The organism is Streptomyces sp. NPDC054849 (assembly GCF_053610945.1).
Genome location: NZ_JBSGZI010000017.1, coordinates 68,022 through 81,528 on the forward strand (window position 1 = coordinate 68,022; position 13,507 = coordinate 81,528).

Here is a 13,507-nt window from a genome sequence, read left to right on the forward strand (position 1 = left end):
CGCCATACCGGGTTGTGAGGTTGACGCTTCACCTCACATTTCGCGGGCCCACGTCGTCGGACTGCTGACAGATTACCGAGCCACTGCCGCGAGGCGGAGGAGAGGACCACATCATGGCCGTACAGACGACGACAGCACCGGGCGGATCCGCATTCCTGCGCATAGCGATCGCCTTGCAGACCTCGGCCCTCTTCTTCCAGGCGGTCACCGCCGGGATGCTGCTGTCCTCATCCCTCGGCGCGGTACTGCACGATGTCGGATCGCGCGTGATGTACGGCGCGTCGATGCTGTACGTTCTCGCCGCGATCCTGGCATGGCGGCCGGGCGGCGGTTCCCCCCGCCCCATCCTGTACGCGTCCGGCTTCCTCGCGCTCGCCTCGGTGCAGGTGATCCTCGGCATCGCGCACATGCCGTCGCTCCATGTCCCCCTGGGCATACTGATGTTCGGCCTGAGCGTGCTGGCACTGGGCAGGGTGCTGTCCACTGTGCGCGGCATCACCCCGCGACGTACCCGGTAACGCCTACCAGGCCATCAAGGCCCACTGACCCCGAGGTCCTCGGGTGCCGCGCTTACGCGGGCTTCGCAGCGGTTACCCTGCTGTCCGGCGAGGCCGCCCGCCCATGCGCATCCTGGAGGAGCCACCCGTGCCCGAACCGCGTCCCGGCACCCGCCCCACCCTGGAGGCCGTCGCGGCGCGCGCCGGGGTGTCCCGGGCCACCGCCTCCCGTGTGGTCAACGGCGGCGACGGCGTGCGGACGCATCTCGCGGACCGGGTGCGCGAGGCGATCCGGGACCTCGGGTACGTGCCCAACCCCGCCGCCCGCACCCTGGTGACCCGGCGCACCGGGGCCGTCGCGGTGATCATCGCCGAGCCGGAGGTCCGGATCTTCTCGGACCCCTTCTTCTCCCGCCAGGTCCGGGGCATCAGCAAGGAGTTGACCGCCCACGACGCCCAGCTGGTCCTGCTGCTCGTGGAGGACCGGGGCGACTACGACCGGATCGAGCGCTACCTGGCCGGCGGCCACGTCGACGGGGCGCTCGCCTTCTCCCTGCACACCGACGATCCGCTGCCCGCCATCACCCGCCGGATCGGCCTGCCCACGGTCTACGGCGGCCGCCCCGGCTGGACCGCGGACCCCGGCGAGACCGGTGGCGTGGCCTATGTCGACGCGGACAACCGCGGCGGTGCGCGAGACGCCGTACGGTACCTGCTCGCCCAGGGCCGGCGGCGGATCGCGCACATCGCCGGCCCGCTCGACCAGACCTCGGCGGCCGACCGGCTGAGCGGCTACCGGGACGTGCTCCCGGCCGCCGGTCCCGAGCTGTTCGCCGAAGGGGACTTCACCGCGGCGGGCGGTGCCCGCGCGATGGCCGAACTGCTGTCCCGCGACGCCGGGATCGACGCCGTCTTCGCCGGGAACGACCTGATGGCGACCGGCGCGCTGCGGGTACTGCGGGAGCATGGCAGGACGGTACCGGGGGACGTGGCGCTGGTGGGCTTCGACGACGCCGAGCCGGTGGCGGAGAGCGCCGAGCCGCCGCTGACGACGGTGCGTCAGGACGTCGAGGGCATGGGGCGCCTGATGGCGCGGCTTCTGATGCGCATCCTGAACGGCGGCCCGGACGGACTCCCCGCGCCCGGTCCGGTGATCACCGCCACGGCGCTGGTGCGGCGCGCGTCGGCCTGACGGGGCCTTCGGCCTGACCCGGCCGTCGGCCTGACGGGGCGGCCTTCGATGCGACCGTCGGCCTGACGGGGCTGCCTTCGGTCCGACGCGGCCGTCGGCCCGACCCCGCCGTCGGCCTGACGCGGCCCTCGGGCACAGCAGCCGGGGCCCGCGCGACGGCGGGCCCCGGCGACCGGGGAGGGGAGCTTTCCCGGGTCAGCGCACGGGGCACTTCTTCCAGGAGAAGTGGTACACGCTGTTGATGCTGCCGTCCGTAGAGTCGAGGGCCATGAAGCTGGTCTGCGACGGGTCCGAGGTGCCCACTTCCGCGCGCAGCTCGGTGTTGATGTTGAAGTTGCGCTGCTCGCCGCAGGGTGCGAACACCAGGGCCTCGATGCCCGTGGTGTCGGTCGCCTGCCAGTTGTCGTCGAGGTGTCCGGTGAACTTGTGGGTGCGCTGGGCGGTCTGGCTCATGCCCTGGAAGTAGTAGCTGGCCTTCTGCGTGCCGACCGCGCCCTCCTGCAGGCTGCCGAAGCCCCGGTAGTCGACCTGGGCCACGGCGTAGGTGTAGCCCTGAGGGACGTGCACCTGGAGGGAGAGGAGACAGTTCTTGCGGCCCTCGACGGCGGGGGCGCCGCCGCCGGCCTGGGCCACGTACTCGCTGTAGGTGACGGTGAAGGCCGAGTTGTCCGGCGCCACGGCGACGGTGGCACTGCCTGGGCGGCAGCCCGATCCGTTGACGGTGGCGACGTCCACGGTCACTTCGTCGAGGGGAGCCGAGGGGCTGGCCCCGGCCGAGGGAGAGAGCGTGACGAGCGTTGCGGTCACGGCGGCTGCGGTGAATCCGGTACGGAGCGACTTGATCACATCGACATGGATAGCCGTCCGCGGGCGCCTCGGACGGCCGGCGGGTACGTCGTCTCACCTCCTTGGCCGAAACGATTCACCGCAGAAACGGTCAACCAGCGCATGCCGTTCGGCCGATCGGCCTCAGGAGACGCGGCGGGCCGAGTCGCACCGGCCGATTGTCCCGGTTCGTCCCTAGCATCGGCGGGATCCTTCAGGCAATCAGCGGGGTCGGGAGCCGGCCGGGGCGCCGGGCCCCCTGCGGTGAGGAGTCCGATGTCCCGCGCACCACGGTCCGCCGTCCTGTCGGCGCTGGCACTCGCCACCACCCTGGCCGTCGCGGTGGCCGGCCCCGAGCCGGCCTTCGCCGTAGCCCACCACACCGGCGACGAGGCCGCCGTGCTCGGCGAGGACCACGCCCGCGCGCACGCCAAGCTGCGCCGGGCGGCCGAGGGCACCCAGGGCTACCCGCAGGTGAAGCGCACGGCGAGCCTCACCTCGCTGCAGGAGTCCCAGCGCAGGACCAACGCGGGTTTCGACGCGGCGCGGTTCGGCCGGTTCACCCAGTTCTTCCCCTCACCCGACTTCGGGGTCCACGTGGCCCAGCTGCCGACGGGCAAGGTGCTGCTCTTCTCCTTCGAACGCGTGGAGGCCGATCCCACCAAGGAGACCGGGCCCACGAACACGGTCGGCCGCACGAACGCGGGCCGCGCCTACCTGTGGGACCCGGCCAAGGGCACCGGAGCCCGTGCGTTCACGAACGTGCCGCCGCCGGTGGTACTGATGCCCGACGGCACCTACGCCCCGCGCCCGGCGCCCTTCTTCTGCGCCGGTCACTCCTACCTCCCCAACGGGATGGTCGGGGTCTTCGGCGGCAACGTCGGCGGAAAGGGCGGCAGCGGCGCCAAGCTGTCCCTCGTGTTCGACCCCTGGACGGAGAAGTGGTTCCGCAACCGCGACATGTCCGTGGGCCGCTGGTACCCCTCGGTCGTGACCGGAGCGGACGGCCGGCAGATCATCATGTCCGGCCAGTCCGAGCGCGGGACGGGCACACCCACTCCGGTCGTGGAGCGCTTCCCCGCCCTCGGACGCCCCGTCCCCTGGCGGCCGTTCGACATCCCGGTGAGCGTCGCCTCGGAGCGGCTCCTGTCGGACGCCCCCTTCCGTAACGACTATCCGCACCTCTTCTCGCTGCGGGACGGCATGATCTACGGCCTCGGCCGCGACGCCGACCAGCAGTGGCTGTTCGACCCGGTCAAGGACGTGCGCACCGGTCTGCCCCGACGGCCCGCCGACTTCCGGGGCTACGGTTCGGCCGTGCCGCTGCCGGCCGGCTTCCGGGGCCCGGACTCCGTCCTGGTGCTCGGCGGCGACCCGCGCGACCCTCACACGTACCGGCTGTCCGGCGGCCGCTGGAGCATCGAGGAGCCGAGGGCCTTCGGCCGTACCCAGGACGGCACGCTGATCCTGCCGGACGGCACGCTGCTCACCGTGAACGGCGCTCTGGACACCCGGGACTACGGCAGCGGACCGTTCAATCCCCAGGCGGACCTGAAGTACCGGCAGATCGAACTGCGCGACGCGCGCGGCCGCTGGAGGCTGGGGCCGGCCCAGCGACTGCCCCGCGGCTACCACTCCAACGCCCTGATCCTTCCGGACGGCCGCATGATGGTCACCGGCGACGAGCTCCAGCAGATCGCCAACGACCCCGACATCAAGGACGGTATGGACGGCAGCATCGAGCTGTACGAGCCCGCCTACCTGCACCGGGGCGCCCGCCCGGCACTCGACCGGGCGCCGGCGGGCGAACTCGGCCACGACACCGTCTTCCAGGTCACCAGCTCGACCCCGAACGACGTGACGCGCGCCGTGCTGCTGGCGCCGACGACCGTCACCCACTCGGTGAACACCAGCCAGCGCCACCTGGACCTCCGGCTCACCGGTACCCAGGGCTCCGCGATCGGGCTGCGGACCCCGCCGAGCGCGGCCGACGCCCCGCCCGGGTACTACATGCTCTTCCTGCTCAACGCGAAGGGCGTGCCCAGCACGGCGAAGTGGGTGAAGCTGGGCGTCCGCCCGCGCTGAGGCGTGTCCTTCGGATCCTGCAGCGTGGAGGATGTCCACGACGCTGCCCGGCCAAGCCCGACCTGCCGTGGTGTCGAGGGAATGGGGCATGGAGCGTGCCGAGGTGTTCCGCGCGGGACAGGACACGATCGTGGCGGCCCCCGGCGCCGTGTAGGTGGTCGTGGACACCGGTGCGTAGGAGGACCCCTCACGGGTAGGCGCGCGACACTGCCCGCGAGTGGAGGAGGACCCGCATGCCGGCCCGGCCCGTCCGCACGTACGAAGCATCGCTCGAGCGCGACGCCCTGCTCGGTGGTCGCTACCTGCTCCAAGCCCCCGTAGCTTCCGGCGGTACGGCGGACGTCTTCCGCGGCATCGACCAGGCGCTGGGGCGTGAGGTGGCCGTCAAAGTGTTCCGCCCCGGCACGGACACGGTCACCGCCGACCGTTTCTGCGACGAAGCACGTACCCTGGCCCGCCTCTCCCACCGTGCCCTCGTCGCCGTCTACGACGTCGGCCGTCATGGACAGGGTGCGTACATCGTCACCGAGTTCATCAACGGCGTCACCTTGCGCACGCGCATAGACGCCGGCCCCCTCAGCCCCGTCCAGGTGGCGCGGCTCGGCGCCGAGATCTCGTCGGCCCTCGACCACGTCCACGCCCACGGCATCGTCCACCACGACGTGAAACCCTCCAACGTCCTGCTGCGCGAGGATGGTTTCCCGTACCTGGCCGACTTCGGGCTGGCCAGAACGGTGCACGAGCGGTCCCACAGCACACCCGAAGCGCTGGTCGGCACTCCCGCCTATATGGCTCCCGAGCAGTTCCTCGGTCAAGGCGCGAGTACGGCCAGCGATGTACACGCCCTGGGAGTGACCCTTCTCGAAGCCCTCACCGGTCACCGCGAGTACCAGGGGACCCCTGTGCAGGTCGGCACCGCCCACCTCCTGCATCCGCCCCGGGTCCCCAACGGACTGCCAGACGACCTCGGTCGCCTGTTGAAAGCGATGACCGACCAGGATCCCCAGGCGCGCCCCGACGCCGCCGGCGTCCATCTGCGCCTGCAAGACATCGGGTACGCGCGAGGAGCCCGCGCCACACTGACTGCGGCGCACGCGCGCACGGAGACCACGCACCGCTCCCCGTTGCCGCCCCTCGGCGCGGTCCGCCCTGCCGCTGAACCCGTGCGACCGCCCGCACCGACGGAGAGGAGGGCTCCGGCCCGGCGACGTGCGGCCGTCATGGGCCTCGCGGCGGCAAGCGTCGCCGGCGCTTGCGCGCTCCTGGTCGTTGGCGTCCCGGCAGACGAGAACACACGCCCCTCCTCGACCCTCCGCCATCAGCCGCCGGCCTCGAAGGAGGCCGAGGCGGCCGGCCCCCAACGAACGCCGCCCGCGCCGCCGCTTGCCACGCCGTCCACGTCCGGAACCCCGGAGCTCCCGGTTGCCGCACCGTCCACCGCGGAACTCCCGATGTCCACAACCGCTGGCCACCCGTACTCCCGGCAAGCGGGCGGTGACCGCCCGGCGCATGCACCGCGACCGGCGAAGATCAAGGGCGACCCCGAAAAGGCGAAGGGCAAGAACGACAGGGCACGGTGACCGAGCAATCGCTTGCGTCACGCCTGAGAGTGGTCGTGCAGCACGGCGCCTTGTCCAGGCCGTCATGACGTGGCACCGTCGTTCGTCCTTGCGCCACACCACGTGAACACTTGTCCTTGCTCCACAACAGAGGAGAAGCACTCCATGTCCGAGGACCTTGCGACGAGCACCATCCGGAAGCTCGAAGACATCCTGGCGGCGGACCGTCTGCCTGAGCACACCCTCGGACTGCTCCGCGTCTCCCTCAGCCAGGCCCAGGCGGCGAAGGCCGCAGGCCACGATCAGGAAGCCCTCACCATCGCCGACCAGGCCGTGCAGACGGCGGAGAACGCTACCAAGGACCGGTAGACCGCCGAGGTTGTGCGAACCGGGCGAGCGCCGCGCGTCCGGTCGTGCGTACGAGGCAGTCGAGCGGTCCCGTCACCAGGGCCGCGTCGTACGGGGCCAGGTCCTCGGGGGAGCCGGCGTCGCCGGGACGTTCGAGGACCGCCGGTCCTTCCAGGGCGACCACCAGCAGGGTCTCGCCCGGCCGCACCGCGGCGGCCGCCCGGCCCCGTACGACAGCGGTCCGCGCCTCCACGGCGCCCCTGCGGTACATCACGTTGAAGTTCACGACGGGCCCGGAGAGGAGCCGGCAGTCGGTGGGCTCGTCCCCGGGGAAGTCCTGCGGCGCGAACCGCTCGTCCACGAGGCGGCGTACGCCCCCCACCGTGAGGTCCATGCCCGCGCCCTCGGCCAGGGTCAGGGTGCGCCCGATCCCGGGGAAGGCCGAGAAGGGCCCGTCCGCGGCGACCTCGGCCAGGCTCACGCGCCAGCCGAAGTCGTCCATGCCGGCGCCCTCGGGCCAGGCCGCGATCTCCCGGGTGACTCCCCCGCCGTTCTTCCAGACGGTGGCGGTACGGTCGCCCGCCCGCAGGATCCGGACCCCGCCGCCGCTCACACCTCCGCCCCGGTCAGCCGCGCGCGCAGCTCCTCGACATCGGCGAGGAACCACGTCTGGCGCCCCCGATTACATTCGCGGACGAAGTCCCGGAGCGCCGAACTGGCCTCCGTGTGACGGGAGATGTCACCGAGGACGACGACGCCCACCCGGTACTGGACGAACTTCTGGATGATCTCCCCGGCGACGCGGGTACTCAGCCGGAAGAACGTCTCGTCCAAGCGCTCGACGGGGATGACGACCCACTCGGCGCCCTGGTAGGAGGCATCGCCTATGCAGTCCAGGGCGTCGCGTTCACTCGCGATGGCCTCGCCCTCGGCATCGCACATCAGGACGGTTACGTCATTGATCGTCTGCAGGGTGCTCATGCGGGTCGAGGCTACTGCTTCTCCATCGAGGGGCGCAGGCGGCCCAGCAGCGCGTAGAGCGTCGCGCTCTCCGCCTCGTCGAGGGTGTCCAGCGCGCCGTGCACCGCCTGCATCTCCTCCCGCACCCGGCGGATGATCTCGCGGCCCGCGTCCGTGGCCACGACGTTCTTGACGCGGCGGTCGGCGGGGTCCGGCTCCCGGCGCACCAGCTCCCGGGCCTCCAGGCGGTCGACGATGCCGGTCACGTTCGAGGCGTCGCACACCAGCAGGGTGGCGAGGCCGCGCATGGGTACGGGGCCGTCGAGCTGGGCGAGAACGCGGGCCTGGGTGGAGGTGAGGCCGTACTGCGCGGCGGCGGCCGCGAACTCGCGCCATTGGGCGGTGCCGATGGCGGCGAGCAGCTCCAGCAGCTGGAGCTTGGTGGGGGCGTGCGTGGCGGTGTCGCTCATACCTCGAGCGTACCCAGGATGTTTGACATTATCAATTGTTTACTTGACCACCTTAACCATCGACGTTTACCGTCGATCGGGTTACTTGATGACGTCGAACATCTGCGTTCCGAAGCACTTCAGCTCCGAAACACGAAGAAGGTCCCCCTCAGCCATGAGCACCCCCTCCCCCGCCGCCCCGGCCTCCGGGCACCGGAACGAGACGGTCGTCGTCTTCGCCCTGAGCCTCGCCGCCATGGTCGTGTCGATGATGCAGACCCTGCCGGTCCCGATCCTCGGCCTGATCCGCGACGACCTCGGCACCTCGACCGCGAACGTGAGCTGGGTGACCACCGCGACCCTGCTGTCGGCGGCCGTCTTCACCCCGCTCCTGGGACGGTTCGGCGACCAGCACGGCAAGAAGCCCACCCTGGTGGCCGTGCTCGGTGTCATGGTCGTCGGCTCCGTCATCGCCGCGCTGGCCTCGTCACTGCCGCTGCTGATCCTGGGCCGGGTGCTGCAGGGAGCCGCCACGGCGATCTTCCCGCTGGCCCTGTCGGTCCTGCGCGAAGAGGTCCGGCCGCAGAAGCTGCCGGGCGCCATGGCGCTGGTCAGCGGCACGCTCGCGTTCGGCAGCGGCCTCGCGCTCGTCGCGACCGGACTGCTCACCTCCGGGCCGGACGCGGACTACCGCAACGCCTTCTGGATGGCGACCGGCTTCGCGGCCCTCGCCCTCCTCGCGGTCGTCGTGCTGGTCCCCGCCACCCGGCACAAGACGGGCGGCCGCACCGACTTCCTGGGCGCTCTGACCCTCGGCATCGCCCTGCTGCTGCTCCTGCTGGCGATCTCCCAGGGCCACGAGTGGGGCTGGGCCACCGGCCGTACGCTGGGCTCCTTCGCCGGCGCGGCCGTCATGACCGCCGTCTGGGTGCTCGTCGAGCGCAGGGTCCGCGAGCCGCTGGTCGACATGCGGATGTTCGTCCACCGGCCGGTGCTCATGGCCAACCTGGCCGGCGTCCTCGTCGGCTTCGGGATGTTCGCGAACTTCCTGGGCGTCTCGTACCTCGTCCAGATGCCCCAGGCGCTCACCGGCTACGGCTTCGACGCGTCGATCCTGCGGGCCTCCGTGCAGTTCCTGCTGCCCGGCGCGATCGTCTCGCTGCTCGCCTCCCCGGTGGGAGGCCAGATCGTCCGTCACCGCGGTCCGCGCGCCGCACTGGGCCTGGCCGCCGCGCTCGGCGCGGCCGGCTTCGCCTGGCTCGTCCTGGACCACCAGCACAGCGTCTCGGTGATCGGCGCCGGACTCGTCGTCGGCGCGGCCGTCAGCTTCGGCTACGCCGCCATGCCGGCCGTGATCATGTCCAGTGTCCCGCACCACCAGAGCGGCATCGCCAACGGCATCAACTCGATCTCCCGCTCGACCGGCAGCGCGATCGGCAGCGCCGTCGTGACCACCATCCTGGCCTCCCGCACCATCGAGCACCTGCCGACCGGGGTCCCGCCGCTGCCCGCCGAGTCCGGGTTCACCCTCACCTTCGGGATCGGGGCGGTGGCCTTCGCCCTGGTCGCGGTGATCAGCTGGATCGGCTTGCGGGGCCGGCACGGCACCGTGGCGGCGGCCTCCGGACAGTCCGCGGCGGGCGGGCAGGCCACCGGGTCGGAGACCGGGCGGCCCGCAGCCGTGGGAGAGGGCGCGGCCACAGGGCAGGACGCGGTGAGCGCGCCGGCCGAAGCCACGCGCTGACCACCCTCCCGCCCCACCACCGCCTCCCACCACCGCCCCGGCGGCCTGCCCACCGCGTGTCGCTCGCGGCGGGCGGGCCGCCGGGCCTTGCATGGTGGGTGCATGAAGGCTACGGACGTCATCACCGACGGGTTCGGACGCATCCGGGAGATCGTGCACGAGGTCGTGGACGGGGTCCCGGCTGAGCGGCTCAATGCGCGCATCGACCCGGGGGCGAACTCGATCACCTGGCTGGTCTGGCACCTGACCCGGATCCAGGACGACCACATCGCGGACGCCGCCGATCTGGAGCAGGTGTGGCGGGCCGGGGGCTGGGCACACCGGTTCGCCCTGCGCCTGCCCGCCGGGTCGACCGGGTACGGTCACTCGGCGCGGCAGGCCGGCACCGTCCGGGTCGACTCGGGCGAGCAGCTGCTGGGGTACTACGACGCGGTGCACGAGCAGACCGTGCGCTTCGTCCGGGGACTCGCCGTCGGCGACCTGGACCGGGTGGTCGACGAACGCTGGGATCCGCCGGTCACCCTCGGGGTACGCCTGGTCAGCGTGCTGGCCGACGACCTGCAGCACGCCGGTCAGGCCGCCTTCGTACGGGGCGTGCTGGAGCGGGGGCCGGACGCCTGAGGGGCCGCCCGGTGCGGCCGGTCAGCCCCGGAAGGCCTCCTTGCGGACGGGGGAGGCCTCGGCGAGCGCCTTGGTGACTCCGGCCACGCCCTCCCGCAGGCCGTAGACGGGGGTGTCCGGCTGCTGGCGCCAGGAGTCGTCGAGGCCTCCGGCGTCGACGGTGTCGAAGCCGAGCTCCTCGATGAGGGCGCGGACGACCTTCTTCCCCGCGGGGTCGTCGCCCGCGACGGGCAGCGCGATCCGGTCCGGCGCGCCCGCCGGGCGGTGCCGGTCCAGGATGTCCTGGGCGTAGGTGCCGTTGAAGGCCTTGATCACGGGGTGTCCGAGCTGCCGCTCGGTCCAGCGGCTCTCGGTCAGGCCGTCGTCCTCGACCCCCGCGATCCGGCCGTCGCGCTGCTGCGGGTAGTAGTTGCCGGTGTCGATGACCGTGAAACCCTCGGCTGCCTCGTCGAAGAGGCCGGCGGGCAGGTCGGGCACGTTCTTGAAGGGGACGGTGACGACCACGACCTCGGCACCGCGTGCCGCTTCGGACACGATGACGGGGGTGGCGCCGGTCTCCTCGGCGAGGGCGGTCAGAGTCTCGGGGCCGCGTGAATTCGCCACGGAGACGTCGTGCCCAAGGGCCGTGAGCCGACGGGTGAGGTTGCCGCCGATGTTGCCCGCGCCGATGATGCCGATCTTCATGAGCTTCTCCAGTGCATCCGGGATGAGGTCTCGCGCTCGTACCAACTCCCGTCCGCGGCACCGCATTCCGCACCGGGGCGCCCCCCGTACGCGGGACCGGGGCGATTCCCGGTGCACGCGGCGGGGCCGGGACCCCGTGCGGATCCCGGCCCCCCTCTCGCTACGCTCCGCTCGCCTCGAGCATGTCCTCGCGCTCGACGATCTTCACGCGCTCGCGGCCCTGGGGCTCGCCGAGGGCCTTCTCGGCCGCGTCGAGGCGGTGCCAGCCCTCCCACGTCGTGTAGCGGACGCTGCGCTCGGCGAGGAAGGCCTCGACGGCCTCGGGTGCCGGCGAGGACGGCGCGCTCAGGCGGCCCTCCGCGTGGTCGGCGAGCAGGTTCGCGACGGTCTCGTTCGCGTCGCCCTTGGTGTGGCCGATCAGGCCGACCGGACCGCGCCGGATCCACCCGGTGACGTACGTCGACTGCAGGTGGCCACCGGCTTCGATCACGCGGCCGCCCTCGTCCGGGACCGTGCCGGACTCGACGTCCCAGGGCAGCTTGGGCAGCTCGTCGGAGAGGTAGCCCACGGCCCGGTAGACGGACTGGACGTCCCAGTCGGTGAACCGGCCGGTGCCCTTGACGTTGCCGGTGCCGTCCAGTTCGGTGCGCTCGGTCCGCAGTCCGACGACCTTGCCGTCCTCGCCGAGGATCTCGGAGGGCGACTCGAAGAAGTGCAGGAACAGCTTGTGCGGCCGCTCGCCGATGTCCCGGATCGCCCAGTTCTCGAGGGTCTTGGCGACCATGTCGGCCTGCTTGTTGGCGCGCCGGGTCGCTATGGAGCCCTCGTCGTAGTCGATGTCCTCGGGGTTGACGATGACCTCGATGTTCGGCGAGTGGTCCAGCTCCCGCAGCTCCATGGGGCTGAACTTGGCCTGGGCCGGACCCCGACGGCCGAAGACGTGCACCTCGAGCGCCTTGTTGGCCTTGAGCCCGTCGTAGACGTTCGCCGGGATCTCGGTCGGCAGCAGCTCGTCGGCCGTCTTCGCGAGGATGCGCGCGACGTCGAGGGCGACGTTGCCGACGCCGAGCACGGCGACCTTCTCGGCCTCCAGCGGCCAGGTGCGCGGAACGTCCGGGTGGCCGTCGTACCAGGACACGAAGTCTGCGGCGCCGTGGGACCCGTCGAGCTCGACGCCCGGGATGGTGAGCGCGCGGTCTGCCGTGGCGCCGGTGGAGAAGATCACGGCGTCGTAGAAGGACTGCAGCTCGTCGAGGCTGATGTCGTTCGGGTAGTCGACGTTGCCGAAGAGGCGTACCTGCGGCTTGTCGAGCACCTGGTGCAGGGCCGTGATGATGCCCTTGATGCGCGGGTGGTCGGGAGCGACGCCGTACCGGATCAGACCGAAGGGCGCCGGCATCTTCTCGAAGAGGTCGATGGACACACCGGGCTCGACGGCGGCCTCGGACTTCAGCAGCGCGTCGGCGGCGTAGATGCCGGCGGGGCCGGCTCCGACGATTGCTACCCGCAGAGGGCGAGGCATGGCAGGGGTTCCCTTCGAGCGACGGCAAGGTGGATCAAGGGGAACCCTAAACGAAGGTAAGCCTAACCCAGCACCCGGTGTCGCTTTATGACCCCATAATCAAACCTTATGACCTCCCCAAGCCACCCTTGGAGGATGAGGGAACTCGCTGGTCAGCAGGCACGTCAGCTGACAGACTGAAACGGCTTGATCACCCCAGGAGGACAAATGGCTGACGAAACAGACATCCCGCAGGACGAATCCCCGGCCGATGCCGCCAAGCGCAAGTTCCGGGAGGCGCTGGAGCGCAACGCCGCGAACGCCCAGTCCCAGCAGGCCCACCAGAGCCGCGCGAAGGTCCAGGGCTCCAGCAGCGGCCCCGGCGGCAAGAACAAGAAGGTCCGCCGCAAGACCGGCTGACCCTCGGGTACGAGGAGCTCAGTCTCGCCGTCGCGGCGGCGGGACCGGGCCGCTCCGCCCGCGGCCGACATTGGGCCGACCGGGTGAGTGGGGATAACCCCGGGCACCGTCGGCAGTTGATCAGCGCGCCCCGCCGAGGGCCGCCATCTCCTGCGACAGTGCAAAGAAGGATCTCCCACATGTTCAAGAAGTTCATGGCCACCGCCGCCGCCACCGCCTCCGTGCTCGGCGCGGGTGCCGCGATCGCCTCCCCGGCGATGGCCATCGGCAACGACGACGGCGTCAACACCGTGAACGGCAACCACGCCGCGCAGATCTACGGCAACCAGGAGACGCAGGGCAAGATGAGCCCGCAGCTCGGCGCGATCCAGGGCTCCCTGAACAAGCTCTGCGTCGGCCTGCCGGCCAAGGTCAACGCCCAGTCGATCCTCGCCGCCATCAACGTCGGCGTCCAGGACATCAACGTCCTGTCCAACCCGCAGAACCAGCAGTGCGCCGAGAACTCCACCCAGGCCAAGGGTGACGAGTCGGCCTCGCACATCCTCAGCAACATCCCGGTCCTCTCCGGCAACGGCTCCGTCGGCAGCTGAGCGACCCGATTCCGCGCCGGTGTGACGCGTCA

The 13,507-nt window shown here is 71.4% G+C and carries 16 protein-coding genes; 10 read left to right on the forward strand and 6 right to left on the reverse strand.

Annotated features, from left to right (window positions below; translation table 11 throughout):
- The first annotated feature begins 113 nt into the window (after positions 1-113).
- Both ACWGIF_RS10840 and ACWGIF_RS10845 read left to right on the forward strand, forming a co-directional pair.
- The gene (locus ACWGIF_RS10840) at positions 114-518 is read left to right on the forward strand and encodes a hypothetical protein (RefSeq protein ID WP_453494213.1); all 405 of its coding nucleotides are present in this window, start codon (positions 114-116) and stop codon (positions 516-518) included.
- Between the two features lie 127 nt (positions 519-645).
- Positions 646-1,689: a LacI family DNA-binding transcriptional regulator gene (locus ACWGIF_RS10845; protein WP_453494216.1), complete on the forward strand. Its 1,044-nt coding sequence runs from the start codon at positions 646-648 to the stop codon at positions 1,687-1,689.
- Between the two features lie 195 nt (positions 1,690-1,884).
- On the opposite strand, the gene ACWGIF_RS10850 is transcribed toward ACWGIF_RS10845, so the two are convergent.
- Complete coding sequence (locus ACWGIF_RS10850) at positions 1,885-2,535, reverse strand: DUF4360 domain-containing protein (RefSeq protein WP_453494219.1); 651 nt, start codon at positions 2,533-2,535, stop codon at positions 1,885-1,887.
- 255 nt (positions 2,536-2,790) lie between these two features.
- Between ACWGIF_RS10850 and ACWGIF_RS10855 the strand changes: the two genes are divergently transcribed.
- The 4 genes from ACWGIF_RS10855 to ACWGIF_RS10870 all read left to right on the forward strand — a co-directional run bounded on the left by ACWGIF_RS10855 (position 2,791) and on the right by ACWGIF_RS10870 (position 6,527).
- Positions 2,791-4,599 (forward strand): galactose oxidase-like domain-containing protein, encoded by a 1,809-nt coding sequence (locus ACWGIF_RS10855; RefSeq protein ID WP_453494222.1) that lies wholly within the window; start codon positions 2,791-2,793, stop codon positions 4,597-4,599.
- A 31-nt stretch (positions 4,600-4,630) separates the two neighbouring features.
- Positions 4,631-4,753, forward strand: coding sequence for a hypothetical protein (locus tag ACWGIF_RS10860; RefSeq protein WP_453494225.1), 123 nt, complete (start codon positions 4,631-4,633; stop codon positions 4,751-4,753).
- Between the two features lie 79 nt (positions 4,754-4,832).
- Positions 4,833-6,179: a protein kinase domain-containing protein gene (locus tag ACWGIF_RS10865; protein WP_453494228.1), complete on the forward strand. Its 1,347-nt coding sequence runs from the start codon at positions 4,833-4,835 to the stop codon at positions 6,177-6,179.
- A gap of 144 nt (positions 6,180-6,323) precedes the next feature.
- Entirely contained in the window at positions 6,324-6,527 is a 204-nt protein-coding gene (locus tag ACWGIF_RS10870) for a hypothetical protein (RefSeq protein ID WP_453494231.1), read from the forward strand.
- On the opposite strand, the gene ACWGIF_RS10875 is transcribed toward ACWGIF_RS10870, so the two are convergent.
- The 3 genes from ACWGIF_RS10875 to ACWGIF_RS10885 are packed head-to-tail and all read right to left on the reverse strand — an operon-like array spanning position 6,511 to position 7,936.
- Positions 6,511-7,119, reverse strand: a complete 609-nt coding sequence (locus ACWGIF_RS10875) for a HutD/Ves family protein (protein WP_453494233.1) — start codon at positions 7,117-7,119, stop codon at positions 6,511-6,513. The genes ACWGIF_RS10870 and ACWGIF_RS10875 overlap by 17 nt on opposite strands.
- Positions 7,116-7,487, reverse strand: a complete 372-nt coding sequence (locus ACWGIF_RS10880; RefSeq protein WP_453494236.1) for a DUF4180 domain-containing protein — start codon at positions 7,485-7,487, stop codon at positions 7,116-7,118. Before ACWGIF_RS10880 ends, ACWGIF_RS10875 begins: the two co-directional genes overlap by 4 nt.
- 11 nt (positions 7,488-7,498) lie before the next feature.
- Positions 7,499-7,936 (reverse strand): MarR family winged helix-turn-helix transcriptional regulator, encoded by a 438-nt coding sequence (locus tag ACWGIF_RS10885; protein ID WP_453494238.1) that lies wholly within the window; start codon positions 7,934-7,936, stop codon positions 7,499-7,501.
- A gap of 154 nt (positions 7,937-8,090) precedes the next feature.
- Here ACWGIF_RS10885 and ACWGIF_RS10890 point away from each other — a divergent pair, with 154 nt between their 5' ends.
- Both ACWGIF_RS10890 and ACWGIF_RS10895 read left to right on the forward strand, forming a co-directional pair.
- On the forward strand, positions 8,091-9,659 hold the full coding sequence (locus ACWGIF_RS10890; protein WP_453494240.1) for an MFS transporter: 1,569 nt from the start codon (positions 8,091-8,093) through the stop codon (positions 9,657-9,659).
- 102 nt (positions 9,660-9,761) lie between these two features.
- Entirely contained in the window at positions 9,762-10,280 is a 519-nt protein-coding gene (locus tag ACWGIF_RS10895) for a mycothiol transferase (protein ID WP_453494242.1), read from the forward strand.
- Positions 10,281-10,301: 21 nt separating this feature from the next.
- On the opposite strand, the gene ACWGIF_RS10900 is transcribed toward ACWGIF_RS10895, so the two are convergent.
- Positions 10,302-10,964: an NADPH-dependent F420 reductase gene (locus ACWGIF_RS10900; RefSeq protein ID WP_453494245.1), complete on the reverse strand. Its 663-nt coding sequence runs from the start codon at positions 10,962-10,964 to the stop codon at positions 10,302-10,304.
- Between the two features lie 160 nt (positions 10,965-11,124).
- A complete protein-coding gene (locus ACWGIF_RS10905) occupies positions 11,125-12,486 on the reverse strand; it encodes an FAD-dependent oxidoreductase (RefSeq protein WP_453494248.1) in 1,362 nt (453 codons plus the stop codon).
- Positions 12,487-12,693: 207 nt separating this feature from the next.
- Between ACWGIF_RS10905 and ACWGIF_RS10910 the strand changes: the two genes are divergently transcribed.
- Together ACWGIF_RS10910 and ACWGIF_RS10915 are read left to right on the forward strand one after the other, a co-directional pair.
- A complete protein-coding gene (locus ACWGIF_RS10910; RefSeq protein WP_453494251.1) occupies positions 12,694-12,885 on the forward strand; it encodes a DUF5302 domain-containing protein in 192 nt (63 codons plus the stop codon).
- A gap of 179 nt (positions 12,886-13,064) precedes the next feature.
- Positions 13,065-13,475, forward strand: a complete 411-nt coding sequence (locus tag ACWGIF_RS10915; protein WP_453494254.1) for a rodlin — start codon at positions 13,065-13,067, stop codon at positions 13,473-13,475.
- The last annotated feature ends 32 nt before the right edge of the window (positions 13,476-13,507 follow it).

What these genes read in the sequence shown, in the direction of transcription:
- ACWGIF_RS10840 (WP_453494213.1), top strand. Translation starts at nt 114, where the DNA reads ATGGCCGTACAGACGACGACAGCACCGGGCGGATCCGCATTCCTGCGC.
- ACWGIF_RS10855 (WP_453494222.1), top strand. Translation starts at nt 2,791, where the DNA reads ATGTCCCGCGCACCACGGTCCGCCGTCCTGTCGGCGCTGGCACTCGCC.
- ACWGIF_RS10860 (WP_453494225.1), top strand. Translation starts at nt 4,631, where the DNA reads ATGTCCACGACGCTGCCCGGCCAAGCCCGACCTGCCGTGGTGTCGAGG.
- ACWGIF_RS10865 (WP_453494228.1), top strand. Translation starts at nt 4,833, where the DNA reads ATGCCGGCCCGGCCCGTCCGCACGTACGAAGCATCGCTCGAGCGCGAC.
- ACWGIF_RS10870 (WP_453494231.1), top strand. Translation starts at nt 6,324, where the DNA reads ATGTCCGAGGACCTTGCGACGAGCACCATCCGGAAGCTCGAAGACATC.
- ACWGIF_RS10880 (WP_453494236.1), bottom strand. Translation starts at nt 7,487, where the DNA reads ATGAGCACCCTGCAGACGATCAATGACGTAACCGTCCTGATGTGCGAT.
- ACWGIF_RS10885 (WP_453494238.1), bottom strand. Translation starts at nt 7,936, where the DNA reads ATGAGCGACACCGCCACGCACGCCCCCACCAAGCTCCAGCTGCTGGAG.
- ACWGIF_RS10890 (WP_453494240.1), top strand. Translation starts at nt 8,091, where the DNA reads ATGAGCACCCCCTCCCCCGCCGCCCCGGCCTCCGGGCACCGGAACGAG.
- ACWGIF_RS10895 (WP_453494242.1), top strand. Translation starts at nt 9,762, where the DNA reads ATGAAGGCTACGGACGTCATCACCGACGGGTTCGGACGCATCCGGGAG.
- ACWGIF_RS10900 (WP_453494245.1), bottom strand. Translation starts at nt 10,964, where the DNA reads ATGAAGATCGGCATCATCGGCGCGGGCAACATCGGCGGCAACCTCACC.
- ACWGIF_RS10905 (WP_453494248.1), bottom strand. Translation starts at nt 12,486, where the DNA reads ATGCCTCGCCCTCTGCGGGTAGCAATCGTCGGAGCCGGCCCCGCCGGC.
- ACWGIF_RS10910 (WP_453494251.1), top strand. Translation starts at nt 12,694, where the DNA reads ATGGCTGACGAAACAGACATCCCGCAGGACGAATCCCCGGCCGATGCC.
- ACWGIF_RS10915 (WP_453494254.1), top strand. Translation starts at nt 13,065, where the DNA reads ATGTTCAAGAAGTTCATGGCCACCGCCGCCGCCACCGCCTCCGTGCTC.